Here is a 23,596-nt window from a genome sequence, read left to right as displayed (position 1 = left end):
GTCCTCTTACAACGCCTTGACGAGTTCGGGCACGGCCACGAACAGGTCGACCACGAGGCCGTAGTCGGCCACCGAGAAGATCGGTGCCTCTTCGTCCTTGTTGATCGCGACGATCACCTTGGAGTCCTTCATGCCGGCCAAATGCTGGATCGCGCCCGAGATGCCGGCTGCGATGTACAGCTGCGGCGCAACGATCTTGCCGGTCTGGCCCACTTGCCAGTCGTTCGGCGCGTAGCCCGCGTCGACGGCTGCGCGGCTGGCGCCCAGGCCCGCGTTCAGCTTGTCGGCCAGCGGGGCCATCACTTCGGTGAACTTCTCGGCGCTGCCGAGAGCTCGGCCACCGGAAACGATGATCTTCGCGGCGGTCAGTTCGGGGCGTTCGCTCTTCGTGACTTCACGGCCGACGAAGGTGCTCTTGCCGCTGTCTGCCACGCCTTCGGCGGTTTCAACGGTGGCGTTGCCACCGGTGGCGGCTGCGGCGTCGAAGCCGGTCGTGCGAACCGTGATCACCTTGGTGGCGTCGCTGCTCTGCACGGTGGCAATCGCGTTGCCGGCGTAGATCGGGCGCTCGAAGGTGTCGGGGCTGTCCACCTTGGTGATGTCGCTGATCTGCGCCACATCCAGCTTGGCGGCCACGCGCGGTGCGACGTTCTTGCCGTTGGCGGTCGAGGGGAACAGGATGTGGCTGTAGTTGCCGGCGATCGCAAGAACTTGCGCCGCAACGTTCTCGGCGAGGTTTTCTGCGAGGGATGCGCTGTCTGCAGCGATCACCTTGGAAACGCCCACGATCTGGGCTGCGGCCTTGGCAGCTTCTGCTGCGTTGGCACCGGCCACGAGCACGTGGACGTCGCCACCGCAAGCCAGCGCTGCGGTCACGGTGTTGAGGGTGGCCGGCTTGATGCTGGCGTGGTCGTGTTCGGCAATGACGAGTGCGGTCATGTTCGTTTCTTCCTCAGATCACTTTGGCTTCGTTCTTGAGCTTGTCCACCAGGGTGGCAACGTCAGGCACCTTGATGCCGGCGCCACGCTTGGGCGGCTCGCTGACCTTCAGGGTCTTCAGGCGCGGCTTGACGTCCACGCCCAGGTCTTCAGGCTTGAAGGTGTCCAGCTGCTTCTTCTTGGCCTTCATGATGTTGGGCAAGGTGACGTAGCGCGGCTCGTTCAGGCGCAGGTCGGTCGTGATGACGGCCGGCAGGCTGAGAGAAATGGTTTCCAGGCCGCCGTCGACTTCGCGCGTGACAGTGGCTTTGTCGCCGGCCACTTCGACCTTCGAGGCGAAGGTGGCTTGCGGCAGGTCGGCCAGCGCAGCCAGCATCTGGCCGGTCTGGTTGGCGTCGTCGTCGATGGCCTGCTTGCCCAGGATGATCAATTGGGGCTGTTCCTTGTCGACCAGCGCCTTGAGCAGCTTGGCCACGGCCAGCGGCTGCAGCTCTTCGGTGGTCTCGACCAGGATGCCGCGGTCGGCGCCGATGGCCATGGCGGTGCGCAGGGTTTCCTGGCACTTGGCATCGCCGCACGACACGGCGATGACTTCGGTGACCACGCCCTTTTCCTTCAGGCGAACCGCTTCTTCAACGGCAATCTCGTCGAAGGGGTTCATGCTCATCTTGACGTTGGCAATGTCCACCCCGGTGCCGTCGCTCTTCACGCGCACCTTCACGTTGTAATCGACGACCCGTTTGACAGGTACCAGAACCTTCATGGCTGTTCCTTTGAATGACTGAAGAATGAGTTACTCGAGCTTGGCGCCCGATTGCTTGATGAGGCGCTCCCACACCGGGCGCTCCTGCTTCCAGGCAGCGGCAAAGAGTTCGGGCGAGCTGTCCTTGATCTCGAAGCCCATGGCGGCCACGCGTTCGCGCACGTCGGGCTGTTGCGTGGCCTTGCGCACTTCCTCGGCAATGCGGTCCACGATGGGCTTGGGCGTCTTGGCGGGCACGGCAATGGCCAGCCAGCCGGTCACGCGATAGGCCTCGTCCTTCAGGCCCTGCTCGGCGAGCGTGGGCACATTGGGCAGCGTGCTCATGCGGCGTTCGCCGCTCACGCCGATGGCCCTGACCTTGCCCGCGTCGATGTGCGGCTTGGCCACCAGCGCGCTGGCATAGGCCATCTGGATCTGGCCGCCGATCAGGTCCTGCATCATCGGCGCCTCGCCCTTGTAGGCGACGTGGTTCATGTCGGCCTGCTGCGTGAGGCTCATGTGCGCGCCGGCCAGGTGCGGGTAGGCGCCCACGCCGTACGAACCGTAGGCCACCTTGCCCTTGTGGGCGGTGACGTACTTCAGCAGCTCGGGCCCGGTCTTGGCCGGCACGCTGGGGTGCACCACCAGCACCAGCGGCGCCATCGCGATCTGGTAGACCAGCGTCAGGTCGCGCTGCGTGTCGTAGGGCAGCTTCTCGTAGAGAAACTCGTTGGTCATCAGCGAGTTGCTGAGCGACAGCACCATGGTGTAGCCATCGGGCGGGGACTTGGCGACCGCGTCGGTGCCGATGATGCCGGCCGCGCCGGGCTTGTTGTCGATGACGATGGGCTGGCCCAGGCCGGCCGCCATCTTCTGGCCCAGCACGCGCGCCAGCACGTCGGTCGCGCCGCCGGCCTGGAAGGGCACGACCATGCGGATCGGCTTGTTCGGGTACGTCGCCTGCGCGTGGGCCGGTGCATGCGCCAGCGCGAACAGCGCGGCGGTCGATGCGGCGGCGCACAGCAGGGTGCGGCGATTCGAGGATGAATGGGTCATGGTTTGTCTCCCGTTGGTTTCAGAAACTCTTTGAGCAGGAAGCCGCCTGCTGGGGCGTTGCCGCGGCGTCGCCGCAGCGTCGATTCGGGCCTCACTTCAGCGCGATGCGCGTCTTGAAGGGCAGCGGAGCCAGCGCCTTCTGCAGCCGCTCCTGCAATGCCGCGGCCAGCGTGCCCGCCGCGGCGGCGTCGATCCGCACGCGCACCAGGTTCTCGCCCTCGGTCTCCACCGAAGGCCGCGCCACATCGCCGGCGCCGAGTTCGGCGCACACCTCGGCGACCGTCGCGGCCACCACCTGGCGCGCGGCCATGGCGCGCAGTTCGGGCTTGTAGATTTTTCCGACGTTGGTCATCGGCATGGCGCCGATCACCGACACCCACTTGGGCCTGGCCGGTGCCTCGTCCACGCGCGCGGCGGTGAAGGCCAGCAGTTCTTCTTCGGTGGCCGAGGCGCCGGGCACCAGCGTCGCGAAGATCACCGGCAGTTCGCCTGCATAGGCATCGGGTGCGCCCACCGCGGCGCACAGTTGCACGGCCGGGTGCGCGCCCAGCGCGTCTTCGATGGTCTTGGGGTCGATGTTGTGGCCGCTGCGAATGATCAGGTCCTTGGAGCGGCCCGTGAGGTTGAGCCGCTGCTCGCTGTCGATCCAGCCCAGGTCGCCGGTGGCAAGCCAGCCGTCGGCCGTGAAGGCCTTGGCGTTGTCCGCAGGGTCGACGAAACCCGAGAACACGTTGGGCGACTTGAACAGCACCATGCCCTGCTCGCCGGTTGGCATCTCGCGGTCGCTCGCGTTGCCGTTCTCGTCGAGCGCCACGATGCGCACCTGCATGTACGGCAGCCGGAAGCCGACGCAGCCCGCGGGCCCGTTCACGCCCGGCGGCGTGATGGTCGAGATGCCGGCCATCTCGGTCATGCCCAGGCTCTCGTGCACGTGCAGGCCGAACAGCCGCTCGAAGCGCGCGGCCAGTTCGGGCGCGAGCACGGCGGCGCCGGTGCGGCAGTAGGTAATCGATGAAATGTCCGCGCCGTTCAGCGGCACGTTGGCCAGCGCCGCGAGCACGGTGGGCACGGCCGACAGCGAGGTCGGCCGGTACTTCGCCACCAGCTGCCAGTAGTTGGCCAGCACTTCCTTGTTGCGCAGCAGCGAGGTGGTGGGAATGATCACCTCCACGCCCGCCGACAGCGACGACAGCGAAGCCGGCAGCACACCCGCCACATGGAACAGCGGGTAGCCGTTGATGGAGATGCCTTGCTCGTTCATGCCCGCGACCTGCACGCTGGCCCAGGCGGTGAACACCTGCGCGCCGTGGCTGTGGCGCGCGAGCTTGGGCGCGCCCGTGGTGCCGCCGGTGTGAAAGTACGCGGCAATGTCGGAAGGCGCGATGTCGCGGCCGCTCACGAGCCGGTCGTTCGGTTGCGCGGCGCGCAGCACATCGAACTCGGCCACGCCTTCGGGCAGCACACCGGCTGCGCCCGGTGCCTCGTCGTGCGGCGCCACGCGCAGCACGGTGGTGAGCGTGGGCACCTGCCCGCGCAGGCGCATGGCCTTCGACCACATGCCCGACTCGTTGTCGGAGCCGTAGGCGATCAGCACCTTGGCGCGGCCCGCCGTCATCAGCGCCACCAGCTTCTCGTCGGTCAGCAGCGGGTTGAGCGGCTGCACGATGCCGGCCGCTTCGCCGCCCCACAGTGCCAGGTGGTACTCGAGGCAACCGGGCAGCAGCACCGCCACCGCATCGTCCGGCCCCACGCCCAGCGTGTGCAGCAGGTTGGCGGTCTGGTGAATGCGCGACAGCAGCTCGGCGTACGACCAGCGGATCGGCTCGTCCGCCGGGTTGCCGGTGCGCAGGAAGGTCAGCGCGGTCTTGTCGCCGAAGGCCGCGCCCGCGTTGCGAAAGATTTCGTAGGTGCTGCGCACCGTCAGCGCCTGTTCGAGCGGCGTTTGTTCGAGCCGCTCGATGTCCGCCAGGCTGCGCACGGAAAAGGCGGGGCGGAAGGGCGCGCCGACCGGCGTCTTGTAGTTGTTGTTGTTCTTGTTGTTGTCGTGCGTGTCTGTCATGTCTGTCTCCTTGAGGGTGTCGCCACTTGCCGCCGGGGCCGCCCGTTGTTTTACTGGTTCGTGATGTGGTTGTCGCGAATGACCTTGCCCCAGCGTTCGAAGTCCTGGCGCATGCGTTCGCCGGTCTGCTCGGGCGTGCGGTAGGCCGCGAACGAGCCCACGCTTTCGAGCTTCTCCTGCACCTGCTTGTCGGCCAGCGCGGTCTTCAGTTCGGCGCTCATGCGGTCGATCACTTCCTTCGGCGTGCCGGCGGGCGCCAGCAGGCCGCCCCACGAGGTCGCGTCGAAGCCGGGGAAGCCCTGCTCGGCCACCGTCTTCACGTCGGGCAGCAGGCTCACGCGCTGGCCCGAGCCCACCGCGATGGCGCGCAGCTTGCCGGCCTTGATGTGCGGCAGCACGCCCACGAGGTCGGAGAACATGGCGGGCACCTGGCCGCCGATCAGGTCGGTCACGGCCGGCGCGCTGCCGCGGTAGGGCACGTGCTGCATGTCGAACTTGCCGATGGTCTTCAGCTGCTCGGTCGTCAGGTGGCCGAAGCTGCCGGCGCCGGCCGTCGTGTAGTTGAGCTTGCCGCCCTCGGCCTTGGCCTTGGCGATCAGGCCCTGCAGGTTGTTGACCTCGGGCAGCGATTTCGGGTTGACCACCAGCACGATCGGCAGGTCGTACACCGAGCCCACGGGCGTGAAGTTCTTGAAGATGTCGTAGCCGGTCGGGCCGTACAGGTGCGAGGCCAGCAGCGTGGGCGTGGCCAGCATCACGAAGGTGTAGCCGTCCGGCGCGGCGCGCGCGGCTGCGGCGGCGCCCACGGTGCCCGAGGCACCGCTGCGGTTGTCGACCAGGATGTTCTGCTTGAGCGCGATCGACATCTTCTGCGCCACGATGCGCGAGGCCACGTCGGTCGGGCCGCCGGGCGGAAAGGGCACGATCAGCGTGATCGGCTTGGCGGGCCAGGCTTGAGCGAAAGCGGTGCCGGCCACCAGCGGAAGGGCCAGGGCGAGGAGTGCACGGCGAAGGGGACTGCGGAGGGAACGGAAAGCGAGGGAGGCCATGGACTTCTTCAATTCAGGGAGCGGGGGAGCAAGGGAGCTCGGGATCGGAAATGCGGAGCGTCTGCTTCAGACGACGCCGCTCGTTTTCAGCGCGGCCAGCTTTTCATCCGACAGGCCGAGCAGGGACTTCAGCACGTCGTGCGTGCCTTCGCCCAGGGTGGGCGGCGCGCTGCGCACGGGCAGGCGCTCGCCATCGAAACGGTAGGGCGGTGCGAGCACGTTGACCGTGCCGGCCACCGGGTGCGGCTGCGTGGTCACGAGGCCGGCATCGGTCGCGCGCTTCGATTGCAGCGCTTCCAGCAGGCCGAGCACTTCGCCGCATGGAATGCCCGAGGCGGTGAGCTTGGCGAGCAGGTCGGCGCGCTTGCGCTTGGCCAGTTCGGCGTGCAGCTCGGGCAGCAGCGCTTCGCGGTTGGCCGAGCGCAGGATGTTGGTCTTGAAGCGCTCGTCGGCCGCGAGGTCGGGCCGCTCGATCACGTCGGTGCAGAAGCGCGCGAACTGCGCGTTGTTGCCCACGGTGATGACCAGCGGGCCATCGGCCGCATCGAACACGCCGTACGGCACGATCGACGGATGCGAGTTGCCGTAGCGCGGCGGGTCTTCGCCCATCAGCAGCGCTTCGAGGCCGTAGTAGGCGGTGATCATCAGGCCGCAGTCGAACAGCGCCATCTCCACATGCCGGCCCTTGCCGGTCTTCTCACGCTGGTAGAGCGCGGCCAGGATGGCCTGCGCCGAGTACATGCCGGTGAACAGGTCGACGGCCGCCACGCCGAACTTCAGCGGTGGCTGGTTGGCTTCGCCGTTCAGCGCCATCAGGCCCGCTTCGCCCTGCACCACGAGGTCATAACCCGGGCGCGCGGCTTCGGGGCCGGTGCGGTCGTAGCCCGAGATCGAGCAGTAGATGAGGCCCGGCTGTTCCTTGCTCAACTGCTCGTAGCCCAGGCCCAGCTTGTCGATGCCGCCGAACTTGAAGTTCTGGATCACCACGTCGCACTGCTTCGCAAGATCGCGCGCGATCTGCTGGCCTTCGGGCGTCTGCAGGTCGAGCGTGACGGAGCGCTTGTTGCGGTTCACGCTGTTGAAGTAGGCGGTCTCGGTCTTGCCGACGCGCAGGCCCCAGTCGCGCGTGTCGTCGCCGCGGCCCGGGTGCTCGACCTTGATCACTTCGGCGCCCATGTCCGCCAGCACCATGCCGCACCAGGGGCCCGCGAGGATGCGGGACAGATCGAGGACGCGCACACCGGCAAGCGGCAGCGAGGAATTCAGCGAGGACATGGCGACTCCAGAGAAACGAGAACCCCCGCACCCGTGTGCGGGAGAAAGGTGCTTGCGAACGGCGTCAGGACGCGTCCGGCTTGCGATGGCGCAGCGCGACGAAGTCGGCCGGCCGCTTGGCGAAGAAAGCGCCGATACCTTCGGCCGCTTCCGCATCGGCCTGCGCTTCGACCATGTAGACGGCTTCCAGTTCCAGCTGTTCTTCGAGCGACGCGCGATGCGCCTGCCGGCACAGCGTCTTGATGCGCGCGCTTGCGCGTTGCGGGCCGTTCGCCACCTTGGCCGCGAGCGCGATGGCCTCGGCCAGCGCGGCGCCCTTGTCGGTCAGGCGATTGACGGCGCCCAGCGCGTGCAGGCGCTCGGCCGGCATGCGGTCGCCGGTCAGGCACATCTCGGTCAGCACCTGGCGCGAGACGAACTCCGACAGGAAGGCCGTGGCGCCGCCGTCCGGCGTGAGGCCGACCTTGACGTAGGCCACGGTGTAGAACGCATCGCGCGCCGACACCAGCATGTCGCAGGCCAGCGCCATCGACAGGCCCGCGCCCGCTGCGCCGCCTTCGACGGCCGCGATGACGGGCTTGCCGCAATCGCGGATCGCGCGGATCAGGTTGTGCAGGCCTTCGAGCTTTTCGCGGCGCTCCGAAGCGGGCAGCCCGCGGCGCTTGGCCAGCAGGTTCAGGTCGCCGCCCGAGCAGAAGAAATCGCCCGCACCGGTGAAGACGATGGCGCCGACTTCGGGGTCGTTCTGCGCGTCGGCGAGGGCGGCCGACAGCTCGGCGTACAGCGTCGGCGTGATCGCGTTGCGCGCGCCGGGGTTGCTGTTGGTCAGGATGCGGACCGCGCCCTGCTGCGAGATCAGAACGGTCTTTGCGTCGCTCATGCCGCCAGCTCCTTGCCCAGCGCAATGTAGCGCTGCAGGTGGTGGTCTTCGTCGCCCAGCTGGTGGTCGATCATCACGAGGCGCTTGGCGTAGTGCGGCAGCGGCAGCTCCCACGTCATGCCGATGCCACCGTGCATCTGGATGCTTTCTTCGGCCACCAGCGCGCCGATGCGGCCGATGCTGAACTTGGCGGCCGACAGCGCGCGCTCGCGTGCCACGCGGTCGGTGCCGTCGATGGCGGCTGCGGCGTTGATGACGGCCGAGCGGGCCTGTTCGATTTCCAGCAGCAGGTCGGCCATGCGGTGCTGCAGTGCCTGGAAGCTGCCGATCAAGATGCCGAACTGCTTGCGCGTGCGCAGGTACTCCAGCGTGGCTGTCTTGGCAGCTTCCATCGCGCCCACGGCTTCGGCGCACAGCGCGAGCACGCCGCGGCCGATGGCGCGTTCCAGCGTCGCGGCGCCCTGGCCTTCGGCGCCGAGCAATGCATCGGCGCCGAGCTTCACGCCGTCGAGCGTGAGTTCGGCGACACGGCCACCGTCGATGGCGGGGCAGCCGCGCACCGAAAGGCCCGCGGTCTTTGCAGGCACCAGGAACAGCGAGATGCCGGCTTCGTCGTCCACGTTGCCCGAGGTGCGCGCCGAGACAAGGAACAGGTCGGCCTGTTCGCCCTGCGGCACCACGGCCTTGGCGCCGTTCAGCACCCAGCCATCGCCGCTGCGCCCGGCCTTCGTCGCCACGCGCGTGCGCTCGTAGTGCGTGTCGGCTTCGTCGTGCGCAAAGGCCGCGACAGTGGCGCCGTTGATGATGTCGCCGAGCTTTTCTTTCTGTGCGTCGTTGCCGGCCGCGCTGAGCGCTTCGCCGACCATCACCGCACCCAGCAGCGGCTCGACCACGAGGCCGCGGCCCAGTGCCTCGAAGACCACGGCAATGTCGAAGCCGCCGCCGCCGAAGCCGCCATCGGCTTCGCTGAACAGCGCGCCGATCACGCCCAGCTCTGCGAAATTCTGCAAGATCTCCTTGCTGAAACCGTGCGCGGACTTCGCGATGCGGTCGCGCGCGTCGAAGGCGTACTGCTCGGCGATGAAGCGGTTCAGACTGTCGGCGAGCATGCGCCGGTCTTCGGTGTGTTCGAAGTTCATTGCATGTCTCCTTACAGGCCCAGGATCATCTTGCTGATGATGTTCTTCTGGATTTCATTGGAGCCGCCGAAGATCGACAGCTTGCGGTTGTTGAAGTAGCGCGCGGCGGCTGCCTTGGCGTAAGACGGGCCGAAGGTCTCGCCCCCGTTTTCGGTGTAGCCGTCCTGCAATGCTTCCGCAACGAAGGGGCGGCCGTAGACGCCCATGGCACGACGGGCCAGCGAAGAAATTTCCTGGCGGATCTCGGTGCCGCGAATCTTCAGCATGGAGCTTTCCGCACCGGGCACGCCACCACCGGCCACTGCCGCGATCACGCGCAGGTTGGTGGTCTTCATGTTCTCCAGGTCGATCTCCACACGCGCCATGCGTGCGGCAAACGCCGGGTCTTCGTTCAACGGCTTGCCGTTTTTCGTCTGCTTTGCGGCGATGCCCTTGAGCTGTTCGAGCGCGGCCACCGAGAAGCCCACGCCCGCGATGTTGGTGCGCTCGTAGGTCAGCAGGTACTTGGCGCAGGTCCAGCCCTTGTTCTCTTCGCCCACGAGGTTCTCGGCCGGTACGCGCACGTCGGAGAAGAACACCTCGTTGACTTCATGCTCGCCGTCGAGCGTGATGATCGGGCGCACTTCGACGCCGGGCGAGGTCATGTCGATCAGCAAGAAGCTGATGCCCTCCTGCTTCTTCGCCTCGCGGTTGGTGCGCACCAGGCAGAAGATCATGTTGGCGTGCTGGCCCAGCGTGGTCCAGGTCTTCTGGCCGTTCACGATGTAGTGGTCGCCTTGCGCGTCGATGCCGCGCACGGCCGAGGTTTTTACCGCGGCCAGGTCGGAGCCCGCGCCGGGTTCCGAATAGCCCTGGCACCACCAGTCGGCACCATTCAGGATGCGCGGCAGCCAGCGCTGCTTCTGCGCCTCGTTGCCGTACTTGATGAGCACCGGGCCCAGCATGTTCACGCCGAAGGGCACGATGCGCGGCGCGAAGGCCAGGGCGCATTCGTGCTCGAAGATGAACTTCTCCACCGCCGTCCAGCCCGGTCCGCCGTACTGCTCGGGCCAGTGGTTGGCGAGCCAGCCGCGCGCGTTGAGGATGGCGTGCCATTCCTGCATGTCGGCCTTGCTGAGAATCTGGCCGCCGCTGACCTTGGCCGAGAGGCGCGCGGGCAGCTTGTCGGCGAGGAAGGCGCGCACTTCGGCGCGGAAGGCTTCTTCTTCGGGAGTGAAGTTCAGGTCCATCGCAGTTCCTCAGTAGATTTCAAAGAGGCCGGCCGCGCCCATGCCGCCGGCGATGCACATCGTGACCACGGCGTACTTCGCGCCACGGCGCTTGCCCTCGATCAGCACGTGGCCCGCCAGGCGCGCGCCGGTCATGCCGAAGGGGTGGCCGATGGAGATGGCGCCACCGTCCACGTTCAGGCGTTCCGACGGAATGCCCAGCTTGTCCTGGCAGTAGATCGACTGCGAGGCAAAGGCTTCGTTGAGTTCCCACAGGTCGATGTCATCGACCTTCAGGCCGTGGCGCGCGAGCAGCTTGGGAATCGCGAAGACCGGGCCGATGCCCATTTCGTCGGGCTCGCAACCGGCCACGGCCAGGCCGCGGAAGGCACCCAGCGGCTTGATGTTGGCGCGCTCTGCGTCCCTGGCTTCCATCAGCACGCAGGCCGAGGCGCCATCGGACAGCTGCGAAGCGTTGCCGGCGGTGATGAACTTGTCTTCGCCCATCACCGGCTTCAGCTTGGCAAGCGCTTCGTAGGTGGTGCCGCGGCGGTTGCAGTTGTCTTCGGTGGCGGTGACTTCGCGGTGCGTCACTTCCTTCGTGTCCTTGTCGGTCACGGCCATGGTGGTGGTGCAAGAGACGATCTCGTCCTTGTAGCGGCCGGCCAGTTGCGCTTCTTCGGTCTTGCGCTGGCTCTCGGCGGAGAAACGGTCCTGCGCTTCGCGGCTGATGTTGTAGCGCTTGGCCACGATGTCGGCGGTGTCGATCATCGCCATGTACAGCGCGGGCTTGTGCTCGACGATCCACGGGTCCAGGCTGAGGTCGCCGCCATCGCCGGGGCTGCGGCCACGGATCTGCGAGATGCTCTCGACGCCGCCCGCGATCATGGCCGGAGCGCCGTCCACCACGATGCGGCCTGCTGCCATGGCAATGGCCTGCAGGCCCGAGGCGCAGAAGCGGTTCACCGTGGTGCCGGCAATGCTGATGGGCAGGCCCGCGCGGACGATGCTCTGGCGCGCGATGTTGCGGCCGGTCGTGCCTTCGGGGTAGCCGCAGCCGAGGATCGCGTCTTCGATCAGCGCGGGGTCCAGGCCCGAGCGTTCGACCGCGGCCTTGACCGCGAAGGCCGCCAGCGTGGCGCCGGGGGTGATGTTGAATTCGCCGCGGTGCGCCTTGGTGAGCGGGGTGCGGGCGGTGGAAACGATGACGGCTTCACGCATGGGGATGACTCCTTGATGGACGGGCCCGGACGGACTCGGATGAACTCTTGTTACTCGGACTTGTTCAGGCTGGCGAAATCGGCACCTTGTGCAACCAGCTCGACCAGCAGCGGCGACGGCTTCCAGAAGATCGGGTCTTCCTTGGCGAACTCGCGGATGTCGGCCAGCACCTTGGGCAGGCCCACGGTGTCGGCGTACTTCATGGGGCCGCCGCGGTGGCGCGGGAAGCCGTAGCCGTAGAGAAAGGTCACGTCCACGTCGAGCGGGCGCAGCGCGATGCGCTGCAGCACGACGTTGGCGCCTTCATTGACCATCGCGGCCATGTAGCGGCGCATGATTTCTTCTTCGGTGAAGGCGCGCGGCTTGATGCCGGCGCGCTCGCGCTCGGCGTCGATGATGGCCAGCACCTCGGGGTCGGGCACGCCGGTGCGTGCGCCTTCGGGGTACAGGTAGTAGCCGCGCTGCGTCTTCTGGCCGAACCAGCCGCGCTCGCAGATGCGGTCGGCCACCTGCACGTAGCGCGCCTGCGGGTCGCGCGTGGCGGCCTTGCGCTTGCGCGTGGCCCAGCCGATGTCGCCGCCGGCCAGGTCCGACACCTGGAACGGGCCCATCGGGTAGCCGAAGTTGCGCACGGCTGCGTCGATGTCGTAGGGCGAGGCGCCGTCTTCCATCATGTGGTCGGCGGCCTGGCGGTACACGGCCAGGATGCGGTTGCCGATGAAGCCGTCGCACACGCCGGCGCGCACCGGCACCTTCTTGAGCTTCTTGGCCAGCTCGAAGCCGGTGGCCACCACGTCGGCGCTGACCTTGGCGGGCACCACGATCTCGAGCAGCTTCATGATGTTGGCCGGCGAGAAGAAGTGCAGGCCCACCACGTCCTGCGGACGCGAGATGCTGGCCGCGATCTCGTCGATGTCCAGGTACGAGGTGTTGGTGGCCAGCACCGCGCCCTTCTTGCACACGCGGTCGAGTTCGGCGAACACGGCCTTCTTGACCGACATGTCCTCGAACACGGCCTCGACCACGATGTCGGCCTGCGCCAGCGCGTCGTAGCTGGTGGAGCCCGAGAAGCGCGCCATGACGGCGGCCTTGGCCTCGGGCGTCATGCGGCCCTTCTTGATGAGGCCGTCGTACACCTTCTCGACATTGGCGCGGCCGCGCGCGAGCTGGGTGTCGTCGCGCTCGATCATGGTCACGGGCATGCCCGCGTCGAGCATGGCCACGGCAATGCCCGCGCCCATGGTGCCGCCGCCGACGATGCCGGCCGCTTCGAGCGGGCGCGGGCTGGCCGACCGGGTTTCGGGCGCCTTCAGCACTTCGCGCTCGGCGAAGAAGGCGTGGATCAGGCCGGCGCGCTGCGGGCTGTCGATGCACTGCAGGAACAGCTTGCGCTCCAGCGCCATGCCTTCGTCGAAGGGCAGCGAGAGCGCGGCCTCGACGGCGTCGATGATCTTCATCGGCGAGAACAGGCCACGGCTCTTCTTCGCGGTGTCGGCGCGCGCGGCTTCGAGGGCGGCGCGGCTGGCTTCCTTGTCGGCCAGCGCGGTGGCTTCGCGGGTGCGACGCACCGGCGCCTTGGCGGCGATCAGTTCCTTCGCGTAGGCGATGCCTTCGGCGCGCGCGTCCGCTTCGGTGCCCAGGCGGTCGACGAGGCCGAGCGACAGCGCTTCTTTCGCGCCCGCATGGCGGCCGCTGAGCATCAACTCCAGCGCGGGCTTCACGCCGATGAGGCGCGGCGTGCGCTGCGTGCCACCCGAGCCTGGCAGCAGGCCGAGCGCCACTTCGGGCAGGCCCAGCTTGGCCGTGGGCGAGGCGATGCGGTAATGCGCCGACAGCGCCACTTCGAGCCCGCCGCCCAGCGCGGCGCCATGGATGGCTGCGACCACCGGCTTGGCGCAGTTCTCGATGCGCAGGCACGCCTGGGGCAGCGACGGCGGCTGCGGTGCCTGGCCGAATTCGCGGATGTCGGCGCCGGCAATGAAGTTGCGGCCCGCGCCCACGATCAGCACCGCGGCGGCGGCGCTGTCAGCTTCGGCCGCGTCGATGGCGGCCACCAGGCCGCGACGCACATCCACGCCCAGGGCGTTGACGGGCGGGTTGTCGATGGTCACCACGAACACGTCGCCAAGACGCTCGAAGGTGACGGGACCGGAAGACGTGGAAGGGCTGGGGGTTGTGGTGGCCATGTGCTTGTCTCTTGCGTTGGCGGGCCCTGCGGATGCGAATGCGGATGCAGGTGCGAGGGGCCCGAGGCTCTGGGGGTGAACCCGGCATTCTTGGCCCGCATCGCGGCTTTGACAATTGCATAGACGGTTGACAGACTGTCAAAGAATTTTTGACACAATCGGGCGCATGGACCTGCAATCGCTGACCCTGCTGGTGGAAATACTCGATGCCGGCAACCTGAGCGCGGCGGCGCGCCGGCTCAAGATGAGCCGGGCCAACGTCAGCTACCACCTGAACCAGCTGGAGCGCTCGGTCGGTGCGCAACTGGTGCGGCGCACCACCCGGCGCGCCGAGGCGACCGAGATCGGCCTGCGGCTGTACCAGCACGGCGTGGCCATTCAGGGCGAGCTGCTGGCCGCGCGCGAGTCGGTCACCGCGCTGGGGCAGGGCCTGCAGGGGCGCGTGCGGCTGAGCGTGCCCAGCGGCTACGGGCAGCTGGTCATGGCCGACTGGCTGATCGACTTCAAGCGGCAGTACCCCGGCATCGTGCTCGACGTGGTGTTCGAGAACCGCATCGAAGACCTGCTGCGCGACGAGGTCGACATCGCCATCCGCGTGGTGCCCGAGCCGCCGCAGAACCTGGTGGCGCGCGAGCTGGGGCCGGTGCGCTATGTGGCGTGCGCGTCGAGCGACTACGCGCGCAGGAACCCGCTGCCCGTGCAGCTGGACGAGCTGCAGGGCGCGCCGGTGGTCACCGCTGCCGTCATAGGCCGGCAGCTGCGCGTGTCGGCCTATCAAGGCGAGACAAGGCGCGAGGTGATCCTGGAGCCGACGCTGATTTCAGAAAACTTCCTGTTCCTGCGCCAGGCCATCCTGGCGGGCCTGGGCATCGGGCTGGTGCCCGACTACGTGGTGCAGGAAGACGTGCGCAAGGGCGACGTGGTGACCACGCTGGACGACTGGCGCCTGAGCATTTTCGGTACGCAGATGTTCATGCTCTACATGCCGAACCGCCAGCACACGCGGGCGATCCGGACGTTCATTGATTTCATCCTGGAGCGGGTGCGGGCGCCGGAGTGAGCGCAGGGCGTCGGCGCCCGCATCGTGCGCATCGTGCTCAGGGGAGGGTGCGGTAGGTGGTGCGTTCCGACGTGCTCTGGCCCGTGGTCACCACCAGCCGGCCGTTGACGACGGCCATGCCCGGCGCATCGCCCATGGAGGTGGTGCGGGGGCGTTCGAACTGCCAGTTGACCAGGTCGGTGGTCGAGACGGCGTCCTTGGCCGGACCGGTGTAGCCCTCGACGAAGCTCGGGCTGATGAACAACCGGCCGTTGAGCACCGCGCACTGCGCGCTGCCCTTGGGGAAGCTCGTCGGGAAGCCGCTGGCCATCTTGAACGTGGCACCACCGTCGGTGGACGTGGCGACCTGGTCGCCGACCAGCAGCAGCGAGCCCTTCCAGTCCAGCGCGCAGGTCGGCTTGCCGAGTTCGGCGGGCAGCCCTTGCGACACCTGCGTCCAGTTGACGCCGTCGTCGTCGGACCTCCACACGTTGCGCATGTCGCCGGCGGCGGTGCGGCCAGCGGCCACGAACAGCGTGCTGCCGACCTTGGCCATCACGTGGTTCGCGCGGCCGGGAAACTGGGCGGCGGCGGTTTTCTGCGTCCAGGTGGTGCCGTCGAATTTCCAGACGTGGTTCAGGTACGTGCCGACCGAGGGGGTCGCGCTGGCATCCTGTCCGCCGCTCAGGTAGATGGCGCTGCCGTCGCTTGCCAATGCAAAGCCCCGGTTCAATGGCGTGATTGCCTGGGGCGTGTTCACCAGGGTCCAGAAGGTGCCGATGTCGGCCGAGGTCCATGTCTCCATCACCTGGGTGTATTGGCCGGCCGTGACCACGAAGGGCGCACCGCCGAGGGAGCTCAGCGCGAAGTCCCTGAGGAAGCCGGGCGACTTCTGCGCGGCTTCCCAGCCCGAGTAGTGCAGCGTGGCCGGGTCGATCACCGTGAACTTGTAGGGCAGTTGCCAGGGCGAGCCCTCGACGGGCTGCGAGCAGGTCAGCGGGTTGGCGTCAAAGCAGACCCGCACCTCGAAGTTGCCGGTGTAGGTGCCCGCGGCCAGCGCGGGGTTCGTGTTCAGGGTGGCGGTGTACTGCAGGCCGGCGCTCGAGATCTTCACGTTGGAAGTGATCACTCCCTTGGTGTCGATGATCGCGACATTCACGGGCGCCGAGATCACCTTGCTCGACGTCGCGGTAACGAAGAAGGTCTTGGGCGTATTGGGGAACAGCGTGAGCTCGACCGGCGACGGGTTGAACGTGAGCCACGCACCAGCCGTATTGACGGGTGGGGGCGCAACGCCGCCCGGGAGCACGGGAAAACCACCACCACCGCCTCCTCCGCCGCCCCCACCGCCGCACGAAGCGATCAAAGAGGACAGGACGAGCACGCCCAACGAGGCGGCAAAGCGCTTCTTCATTTGTTGTCTACCTTTGCAAGATCGGTCAGTTCCCGGAAGCCGGCCACTGACCAACCTCCTCCCGTGCCGCATCGACATGCCCGCACGCGGTGGGTGGTGCGGGAAACAGCAGATCCCGCGCATCCCCTCAGATGCCCGGAATCGACGGTGTGTCGAATGAACGACGACCGTGCTACATGTTGATACAGCGGGCGGGATCGTATCCAGCCGGCTGGAGAAAGACAAGGCCGAAAGGCGGAGCCGGCTCAGCCGAGCCGGCGCTCCCGGTTCGTGGTCTTGTAGTGGCTCGCCTTGTCCACGTACATGGCCCGGTCGGCCCGCTGCAGCGCCGCTTCAAGCGGCTCGCCCGCGTGGCAGGTCGCCAGCCCGATGGCCAGGCTCAGCGCGTGGCCGCTCTGGCCCGCGTGGAACTGGTTGTTCATTTCCAGCAGCGTCAGGATGCGCTCGCGCATGGCCTCGGCGCCACGCTCGTCGGTCATGGGCAGCAGCACCGCGAACTCGTCGCCGCCGATGCGCGCGGGCCAGGCCGGCGGCGCGACCGCCTTGTCGAGCACCTCGCCCATGCGGCGCAGCAACGAGTCGCCGGCGGCGTGGCCTTCCTGGTCGTTGAGCTGCTTCAGGCCGTTGAGGTCGATGGCCACGATCGACACCGGCCACGGTCCCTTGCGCGACAGCCGGTTGAGCTCCTCGGTGTAGTAGGTGCGGTTGCACAGCTGCGTGAGCACGTCGTGCTTGCCCAGGTATTCGAGGTACGCCTCGGCCTTCTTGCGCGCCGTGATGTCGACCAGCGACACCAGCACCAGGTCCCACGTGTCGAGCCGGTCTTCCTGCACCGCGAACTGCATGTGGATGTTGAGCACCTCGCCCGACAGCGCGTAGTTGAGCACCTCGCGCTGCTGCACGGTCTTGCCGTTCCACAGGTCTTGCAGTTGCTCGGCGAACGACTCGCGCATCTCGTCGCGGAAGACGAGCTGGATGTTGCCCAGCAGCGTCTGCAGGTCGGGCGCGCCGAACATGCGCAGGGTTTCGTGGTTCACGTCGATCACGCGAATCTCCTGCATGCAGCGCGTGACGAACTCCGGGTGCACCTTGATGAAGGTGGCGAAGTCGGTAATGCCGCGCGTGCGGATGCTCTGCAGCAGGTTGCGCACGGCGCTGAAGTCTTCCACCCACAGCGAGACGGGCGAGCGGTCGAACAGGCTGCGCGCGTACTGCTCGCTTTCGTCGCGCCGGCGTTGCGCGGCCACGCGCTCGGTGACGTCGTCGAGCGACACCAGCACGCGGTCCCAGGTGGCTTCGTGGCCGGGCAGCACGCGGGCCCGCACGCGCACGTCGAGCCGCCGGCCGTCGAGCGCGTAGTTGACGGTCTCGCTCTCGAAGGTGAGCTGGCCGCGCCACAGCTGGTTGAGCTCGTGCACCACGGTGGCCGACATGTCGCCGCGGAACACGCTGCCCAGTGCGCCCAGCAGCGCCTCCTGGCTGTCGGCGGCAAACAGCTTGAGCGTGTGCTGGTTGACGCGCAGCACCTTGAGCGAGGCCATGCAGTCGCGCACGCGCTGCGGGTCTTCGGCCAGGAAGGCGACCAGGTCGGTCACGCCCTGCGCGCGCCAGCCGTCGAGCATGCGCCGCAGTTCGCCGTAGTCCTCGAGCCAGAGGGACACCGGTGCCAGGTCGAACATGGCATCGAGGTCGGTGGACGGGGAAATGTCGGACGCGGGGGCGGACAGGACCATCGGGCGGGCTTTCGGAGAAAAGCGGCGGCGGCCACGGCGGGTGGACGCCTGCAAACTGGAGTCTTAATTATTAACTGGTATTAACAGTCACTCACAACGTAAACGACCGATGCGTTGCCGCGCCACATCAGCGGCTGTAAAGACCCACCACGCTCTGCCCGCCCAGTGCATGGCCCTTGAGCGCGGCCAGCAGCGCGTCGCGCGACAGGCCGGCCGGCAGCGCGCCCGGTGCGAGGTCGGACGCGACCACCGTCAGCACGTAGTGGTGCGGATGGTCGCCCACCGGTGGGCACATGCCGCGGTAGGCGGCGGCGCCGGCGACGTTCGGGCCGAGGGTGAAGTCAGCGCCCGGTTGCGCTTCGCCCGCCTTGAGCTGGCCGCGCTCGGCCGCGATGTTGTAGGCCACCCAGTGCGACACGCCCAGGCCGGCCGCGCCATCGGGGTCGGACAGCAGCACGGCCACCGACTTCGCCTTGGCCGGCAGGTTGTGCCAGGCCACCGGCATCGAGATGTTCTTGCCGCCGCAATCGCCCACGCCGGCATGCTCGGCCGGAATGGGCGTGTTGTCGGCAAAGGCACTGGAGGTGACCTTCAGGCCCGTGGGCGCCTTGCCGCCGGTGGTGGTGGCGGGTTGCATGGCGGTGCAGCCCGCAAGAAGGCCGAGGCCGGCGAGCGCGAGGGCCGCAGCCGGGAGGATGTGAGGGCGGGCGTGGCGCATGGCGATGTTTCTCTTGGAAGGGGTTGTCGTTGTCATCGGGCGCGCGCGCTTGCGGGTTCGCTCAGCCACACGCTGCCATCGGTTGTTTCGTGCACGGCCAGCGGCGTCAGGCGCGCACCGCGGCAGGGGCCGCCGACGCACTTGCCGGTGTCGGGCTCGAAGATCGCGCCGTGCCGCGCGCACATGAGAAAGCGGCCCGATCTTTCGAGCACCTGGCCCTCGAAGTCGAGCGGGCCACCCGCGTGGGGGCATTGGTTCAGGTAGCCGTACACGGCGCCGTGCCAGCGCACCGCGAAGGCCGGCACGCCGTCCGGCGCGGTGAAGGTGGCGGCCAGGCCGCCTTCGTCGAGGGCTGCGGAAATCAGTCGGGGCGCAGCGGGGTCCGCTTTTGTGGCGTTGTCGGGTTCGGCAAGTGGTGTCATCGGTGGCAGAGCGTAGCCAAGCTTCATCGGCCCTGCAACGCGGTGCCTTGCACACCCATCCCGGCTACGCCATCCGGCGGATAGACGTGGCACGGGCCGTTTTTCACAATTCAACCGCTCGTATTCCAGAGTCCACGTTTCATGCGCCAGGAGGGAAGCAAGCCGATGTTCACGTTGAAGCAGGGATGGCGCGGTGCCGATGTCCGCCGGTTGCAGGAGGCACTGAACCGCAAGCTGCGGCCCAGCCCCGGCCTTGCCACCGATGGCGACTACGGCCCGCGCACCCGTGCGGCCGTGCTGCGCCTGCAGGCCGCGAACTGGCTGGTGGAAGACGGCGAGGCCGGCCCCTGCACGCAGAACGTCGCGTTCGACGGCGAGTGCGAGGCGCCCATCCTGCACCCGGTCGCGCTGATTCCGCCGCCCGCCGCCGCGCTGTGCTGGGCCGCCGGCGTAGCGATGATGACGCGTTGCACCGTGCAGGCGGTGGTGGCGCGCACACCGGCCGAGCTGCTCGCGGCCGATGGTGGGCTGCAGGATTTCATCGACATCCACGACGCGCGCATGGAAGGCGGCCAGCGTTTCGCGGCCGCGCACGGCCTTGCTGTGCGCCCGCCGTCGCCGTGGTCGCTGAAGGCGCTGCGTACCGCGCTGTACAACGGCCCGCTGATGTTCGACATGCTCTGGGACGCCAAGGGCTACGCGGACGGTGCCGGTCGGCCGGGCCACATGGTCATCGTCGCGGGCATTCGCGGCGACAACGACCCCAGCGGGCGCGGCACCACGCTGCGCATCCTCGATCCGTGGCCGCCGAACAAGGGCGCGCGCAGTTCGGTCAACTTCTACAAGTGGGTACAGGGGGCGAGTTCGCGCACCTGCCGGGTGTTCCAGAACTAGGCCAGAACCAGGCCCGTTCGCGCCGTCGCACAAAATTCTTCGATTCCCGCGAACCGTTCGGCGGGTTCGCCGCCTCTTGGTGTCCGAGGGTCTTCCTCATGCACATCAACCGATCGAAGGAATCAATCGCCATGTTCTACGTCAAGAATGTTCCGGGCTGGGAGCGCGCGCTGCGCATCGCCATGGGCCTGGCCGGCCTGGTTTTCGCGGCCATGAACTGGGGCTCGGCCAGCCTCGCCACCAACGTCGTCGTTGGCATCGGGCTCGGGGGCGCCATGCTGGCCGTTACCGGCCTGTTCGGTTTCTGCCCGATGTGCGCCATGGTCGGGCGCAAGCCGGGCAAACCAGGCGGGCAGGCGCGTTGAGCATGGCCGCCGGCGTCATCGACCGCACCGACCTGATTCGCGCCGCGCAGACCGGCGACCCCGCGGCCATTGCCGGCTTGCTGGCCGCGTGCCAGACCGACGCGCGCCGCTACGCCTGGCGGCACTGCCAGGCCAGCGACATCGACGACGCGGTGCAGGAGTCGCTGCTGGTGGTCGTGCGCAAGGTGCGGGGCCTGAAGGCTGCCGCGGCCTTTTCGTCGTGGCTGTTCACCGTCATCAAGCGCGAATGCCTGAAGCTGCAGCGCGCGATGTTCCGGCATGAGCCGCTGGACGACGACGTGGCCGAGCGGCAGCTGGCCAGCCGCACCGACGGCGCGCTGCGGCTGGACCTGACGCACGCGCTGGAGTCGCTGCCCGCGCACTACCTCGAGGTGGTGCTGCTGCGCGATTTCGAGGAACTCACCATCGCCGAAATTGCCGGGCGCCTGGGCGAGCCCGCCGGCGCCATCAAGAGCCGGCTGCACCGCGCACGCACGCTGGTGCGCGAATACCTGCTGGGGGGCGATGCGACAATTGCCCCGCCATGACAGACACCCTCACGATCACCCGCCCCGACGACTGGCATTTGCATGTGCGCGATGGCGCCGCGCTCGAAGCCGTCGTACCCCACAGCGCGCGCCAATTCGGCCGCGCGCTGATCATGCCAAACCTGCGTCCCCCGGTGACCACCGCCGCGCAGGCCATCGCGTATCGCGACCGCATCCGCGCCGCCGTGCCCGAAGGCACGTCCTTCGAGCCCGTGATGTCGCTCTACCTGACCGACAAGCTGCCGCCCGAAGAAATCGCGCTGGCCGCCGAAGCCGGCGTGCGCGCGCTCAAGCTCTACCCGGCCGGCGCCACCACCAACAGCGATGCCGGCGTGACCGACATCCGCCACACCTACAAGACGCTCGAAGCCATGCAGAAGCACGGCCTGCTGCTGCTGGTGCACGGCGAGGTGACCGACCCCGCCATCGACCTGTTCGACCGCGAAGCCGTGTTCGTCGACCGCGTGATGATTCCGCTGCGCCGCGACTTCCCCGAGCTGAAGGTGGTGTTCGAGCACCTGACCACCAAAGAGGGCGCGCACTACGTGCGCGATGCCGGCCGCTTTACCGCCGCCACCATCACCGCCCACCACCTGCTCTACAACCGCAACGCCATCTTCACCGGTGGCATTCGGCCGCACTACTACTGCCTGCCCGTGCTCAAGCGCGAAACGCACCGCGTGGCGCTGGTCGAGGCCGCCACCAGCGGCAGCGACCGTTTCTTCCTGGGCACCGACAGCGCGCCGCACCCGGCGCACCTGAAGGAGCACGCGCTGGGTTGCGCCGGCTGCTACACCGCGCTGACCGCCATCGAGCTGTATGCAGAGGCCTTCGACAGCGTGAACGCGCTCGACAAGCTCGAAGGCTTTGCCAGCTTCCACGGCCCCGACTTCTACGACCTGCCGCGCCACACCGACACCATCACGCTGAAGCGCGAAAGCTGGACCGTGCCCGAAACCGTGCCCTACGGCGAGGCCACGCTCAAGCCCTTGCGCGGCGGCGAAACCATGAACTGGAAACTCGCATGACCCCCATGACGCTGCGCGTGATGTTGCTGATCGATGCCGACAACGTGTCGGCCGATGTGATCGAGCAGGCCGTGCAGCGCACGATGGACGACTACGGCGCCATTCACGTGCGGCGCGCGTACTGCAACGCCGAGATGGCGGTCAACCGGCAGGCGCTGTTCAAGCGGCTGTCGGTGCGGCCGATGGTCAACCTCTCGGCCGGCAAGAACAGCACCGACATCGCGCTCGCGGTTGATGCCATCGACCTCGTCATTGCCGAGCGGCCCGACGTGGTGGTGCTGGTGTCGTCCGACTCCGACTTCGCGCCGCTCGTGGTGCGGCTGCGCGAAAAAGGCTGCCGCGTCTGCGGCATCGGGCAGCAAGGCAAGACGGGCGAAGAGACGGTGGGCGTGTACGACAGCTTCATCGACATGGCCCACCATGGCGCGAACCACGGGGTCAAGCCCGCGGCCCGCACCGCGTCGGCGAAGAAGACCGCAACGGCCCGCTCTGCACCCGCGAAGACCACGCGAGCGAAGAGCGTTGCGGCTGCTGCTGGTGCCCCCGCGCCAGTGGCGGCAGCCGAACCGGCGGCCAAGAAGGCCCCGGCCAGGAAGACCGCGGCGCGCAAGACGGCAGCAGCCAAGGCACCCGCCGCGCCCAAGGCGCCGCAGCCACAGCCGCCGTCCGAGGCGGCCGAGTTCATCCTCGAGGCCGCGCCCGCATTGCGCAGCGGCAAGGACGTGCCGCTGAACGACGTGGCGCAGGCCCTGCGCGCGAAAAAACTGCTGGGCAAGCACGGCAGTTCGCTCAAGCTGTTTGACAAGCTCACCGCGGAATTCGTGGTGCTGCAGCACCCCGACCGCATCCGCTGGACGGGGGCGCCCACGCCTTGACCCTGCCGGCGGTCGATTGGGCGCAGCCCTGGCTCGTGCCCTATCGCGCCCATGGCGAAGCGGTGGCGCAGGCGGTCGCGCATCGGCCCGCATCGGTCGCCGCGGCACTGCAAGGCATCAAGCCCGAGGTGGTACCGGACTTCGTGCACCAGGACGCATTGCCCGCGGGCCAGGCGTACGAAGCCCACATCTTCCAGACCCGCACGGTGCCGACGCGCGACAACCTGCACGACTTTTTCAATGGGCTGGTCTGGCTGGCCTTTCCGCAAGCCAAGCGGCGTTTGAACGAGCTTCAGGCCGCCGAGATTGCGCGCACGGGCGTGGCGGCGGTGCGCGGGCCGTTGCGCGATGCGCTGACGCTGTTCGACGAGAACGGCGCGGTGCTGGATGCACCGCCGGCGTTGTGGCGTGCATTGGTGGCGCGCGACTGGCACACGCTGTTCGTGACGCAGCGGGAGTTGTGGGCGGAAGCCCGGCTGCTGTTGTTCGGCCACGCGCTGCTGGAAAAGCTGGTGACGCCGCGCAAGCCGATCACGGCGCATGTGCTGCTGATGCACGACGCGACGGGGCCGATGGCGTTCGACGACGCCTTGCTTGCGGAGAGTCTCGATGCGGAGCGGCTTGAGGTGAAGCCTTTCGTGCCTCTGCCGGTGATGGGTGTGCCTGGCTGGTGCGCTGGGAATTCGTCGGCGTCTTTTTATGCCGATCCGTATGTGTTCAGGGGCTTGTCGCGGTAGCTCTGGCTGTTCGGTTGCTTGGGAGCGGGAGCGGGTGCGGGTGCGGGCGCGGGTTCATTCGGGGCGCGT

The 23,596-nt window shown here is 67.9% G+C and carries 22 protein-coding genes; 7 read left to right on the top strand and 15 right to left on the bottom strand.

Going from position 1 to position 23,596, the window contains the following annotated elements; translation table 11 throughout:
- Positions 1-6: 6 nt before the first annotated feature.
- The 11 genes from DBV14_RS02095 to DBV14_RS02045 all read right to left on the bottom strand — a co-directional run bounded on the left by DBV14_RS02095 (position 7) and on the right by DBV14_RS02045 (position 13,754).
- The gene (locus DBV14_RS02095) at positions 7-939 is read right to left on the bottom strand and encodes an electron transfer flavoprotein subunit alpha/FixB family protein (protein ID WP_124457544.1); all 933 of its coding nucleotides are present in this window, start codon (positions 937-939) and stop codon (positions 7-9) included.
- Positions 940-952: 13 nt separating this feature from the next.
- Positions 953-1,702 (bottom strand): electron transfer flavoprotein subunit beta/FixA family protein, encoded by a 750-nt coding sequence (locus DBV14_RS02090; RefSeq protein WP_124457543.1) that lies wholly within the window; start codon positions 1,700-1,702, stop codon positions 953-955.
- Between the two features lie 30 nt (positions 1,703-1,732).
- Positions 1,733-2,737: a tripartite tricarboxylate transporter substrate binding protein gene (locus tag DBV14_RS02085; protein ID WP_124457542.1), complete on the bottom strand. Its 1,005-nt coding sequence runs from the start codon at positions 2,735-2,737 to the stop codon at positions 1,733-1,735.
- A gap of 91 nt (positions 2,738-2,828) precedes the next feature.
- Entirely contained in the window at positions 2,829-4,796 is a 1,968-nt protein-coding gene (locus DBV14_RS02080; protein ID WP_124457541.1) for an acyl-CoA synthetase, read from the bottom strand.
- 50 nt (positions 4,797-4,846) lie between these two features.
- Positions 4,847-5,845, bottom strand: a complete 999-nt coding sequence (locus tag DBV14_RS02075) for a tripartite tricarboxylate transporter substrate binding protein (RefSeq protein WP_124457540.1) — start codon at positions 5,843-5,845, stop codon at positions 4,847-4,849.
- Positions 5,846-5,911: 66 nt separating this feature from the next.
- On the bottom strand, positions 5,912-7,120 hold the full coding sequence (locus tag DBV14_RS02070; protein WP_124457539.1) for a CaiB/BaiF CoA-transferase family protein: 1,209 nt from the start codon (positions 7,118-7,120) through the stop codon (positions 5,912-5,914).
- A gap of 64 nt (positions 7,121-7,184) precedes the next feature.
- Entirely contained in the window at positions 7,185-8,000 is an 816-nt protein-coding gene (locus DBV14_RS02065) for an oxepin-CoA hydrolase, alternative type (protein ID WP_124457538.1), read from the bottom strand.
- On the bottom strand, positions 7,997-9,139 hold the full coding sequence (locus tag DBV14_RS02060; protein WP_124457537.1) for an acyl-CoA dehydrogenase family protein: 1,143 nt from the start codon (positions 9,137-9,139) through the stop codon (positions 7,997-7,999). Before DBV14_RS02060 ends, DBV14_RS02065 begins: the two co-directional genes overlap by 4 nt.
- 11 nt (positions 9,140-9,150) lie before the next feature.
- Complete coding sequence (locus tag DBV14_RS02055) at positions 9,151-10,368, bottom strand: acyl-CoA dehydrogenase family protein (protein ID WP_124457536.1); 1,218 nt, start codon at positions 10,366-10,368, stop codon at positions 9,151-9,153.
- Between the two features lie 9 nt (positions 10,369-10,377).
- Positions 10,378-11,568 carry an acetyl-CoA C-acyltransferase gene (locus DBV14_RS02050; RefSeq protein ID WP_124457535.1) on the bottom strand — a complete coding sequence of 397 codons (1,191 nt, stop codon included), beginning with the start codon at positions 11,566-11,568 and terminating at the stop codon, positions 10,378-10,380.
- 50 nt (positions 11,569-11,618) lie between these two features.
- On the bottom strand, positions 11,619-13,754 hold the full coding sequence (locus tag DBV14_RS02045) for a 3-hydroxyacyl-CoA dehydrogenase NAD-binding domain-containing protein (RefSeq protein ID WP_124457534.1): 2,136 nt from the start codon (positions 13,752-13,754) through the stop codon (positions 11,619-11,621).
- A gap of 166 nt (positions 13,755-13,920) precedes the next feature.
- Between DBV14_RS02045 and DBV14_RS02040 the strand changes: the two genes are divergently transcribed.
- Positions 13,921-14,814, top strand: a complete 894-nt coding sequence (locus DBV14_RS02040; RefSeq protein ID WP_124457533.1) for a LysR family transcriptional regulator — start codon at positions 13,921-13,923, stop codon at positions 14,812-14,814.
- Positions 14,815-14,851: 37 nt separating this feature from the next.
- Here the strand turns inward: DBV14_RS02040 and DBV14_RS02035 are convergent, their stop codons facing one another.
- The 4 genes from DBV14_RS02035 to DBV14_RS02020 all read right to left on the bottom strand — a co-directional run bounded on the left by DBV14_RS02035 (position 14,852) and on the right by DBV14_RS02020 (position 19,080).
- Positions 14,852-16,207, bottom strand: coding sequence for a hypothetical protein (locus DBV14_RS02035; protein WP_124457532.1), 1,356 nt, complete (start codon positions 16,205-16,207; stop codon positions 14,852-14,854).
- 245 nt (positions 16,208-16,452) lie between these two features.
- Positions 16,453-17,940: a GGDEF domain-containing protein gene (locus DBV14_RS02030; RefSeq protein ID WP_185545896.1), complete on the bottom strand. Its 1,488-nt coding sequence runs from the start codon at positions 17,938-17,940 to the stop codon at positions 16,453-16,455.
- A gap of 127 nt (positions 17,941-18,067) precedes the next feature.
- On the bottom strand, positions 18,068-18,658 hold the full coding sequence (locus DBV14_RS02025) for a YbhB/YbcL family Raf kinase inhibitor-like protein (RefSeq protein WP_124457531.1): 591 nt from the start codon (positions 18,656-18,658) through the stop codon (positions 18,068-18,070).
- Between the two features lie 32 nt (positions 18,659-18,690).
- Complete coding sequence (locus DBV14_RS02020; protein ID WP_124457530.1) at positions 18,691-19,080, bottom strand: Rieske (2Fe-2S) protein; 390 nt, start codon at positions 19,078-19,080, stop codon at positions 18,691-18,693.
- 165 nt (positions 19,081-19,245) lie between these two features.
- Between DBV14_RS02020 and DBV14_RS02015 the strand changes: the two genes are divergently transcribed.
- From DBV14_RS02015 to DBV14_RS01990, 6 genes are all read left to right on the top strand, one after another.
- Positions 19,246-19,974 (top strand): peptidoglycan-binding protein, encoded by a 729-nt coding sequence (locus DBV14_RS02015; RefSeq protein ID WP_185545895.1) that lies wholly within the window; start codon positions 19,246-19,248, stop codon positions 19,972-19,974.
- Positions 19,975-20,105: 131 nt separating this feature from the next.
- Entirely contained in the window at positions 20,106-20,339 is a 234-nt protein-coding gene (locus tag DBV14_RS02010; RefSeq protein WP_124457528.1) for a DUF2892 domain-containing protein, read from the top strand.
- A 2-nt stretch (positions 20,340-20,341) separates the two neighbouring features.
- Positions 20,342-20,887: an RNA polymerase sigma factor gene (locus DBV14_RS02005; RefSeq protein ID WP_124457527.1), complete on the top strand. Its 546-nt coding sequence runs from the start codon at positions 20,342-20,344 to the stop codon at positions 20,885-20,887.
- Positions 20,884-21,915: a dihydroorotase gene (gene pyrC, locus DBV14_RS02000; protein WP_124457526.1), complete on the top strand. Its 1,032-nt coding sequence runs from the start codon at positions 20,884-20,886 to the stop codon at positions 21,913-21,915. Before DBV14_RS02005 ends, pyrC begins: the two co-directional genes overlap by 4 nt.
- Entirely contained in the window at positions 21,912-22,790 is an 879-nt protein-coding gene (locus DBV14_RS01995; protein ID WP_124457525.1) for an NYN domain-containing protein, read from the top strand. The genes pyrC and DBV14_RS01995 overlap by 4 nt, the downstream gene beginning before the upstream one ends.
- Positions 22,787-23,527 carry a DUF3025 domain-containing protein gene (locus DBV14_RS01990; protein ID WP_124457524.1) on the top strand — a complete coding sequence of 247 codons (741 nt, stop codon included), beginning with the start codon at positions 22,787-22,789 and terminating at the stop codon, positions 23,525-23,527. The genes DBV14_RS01995 and DBV14_RS01990 overlap by 4 nt, the downstream gene beginning before the upstream one ends.
- Positions 23,528-23,596 lie beyond the last annotated feature (69 nt).

Origin of the sequence: Variovorax sp. KBW07 (genome assembly GCF_003852515.1) — a bacterium.
Lineage (GTDB): Bacteria > Pseudomonadota > Gammaproteobacteria > Burkholderiales > Burkholderiaceae_C > Variovorax.
Note: the sequence above shows the minus strand (reverse complement) of the source record. Positions and strands in the feature narration are given on the sequence as shown.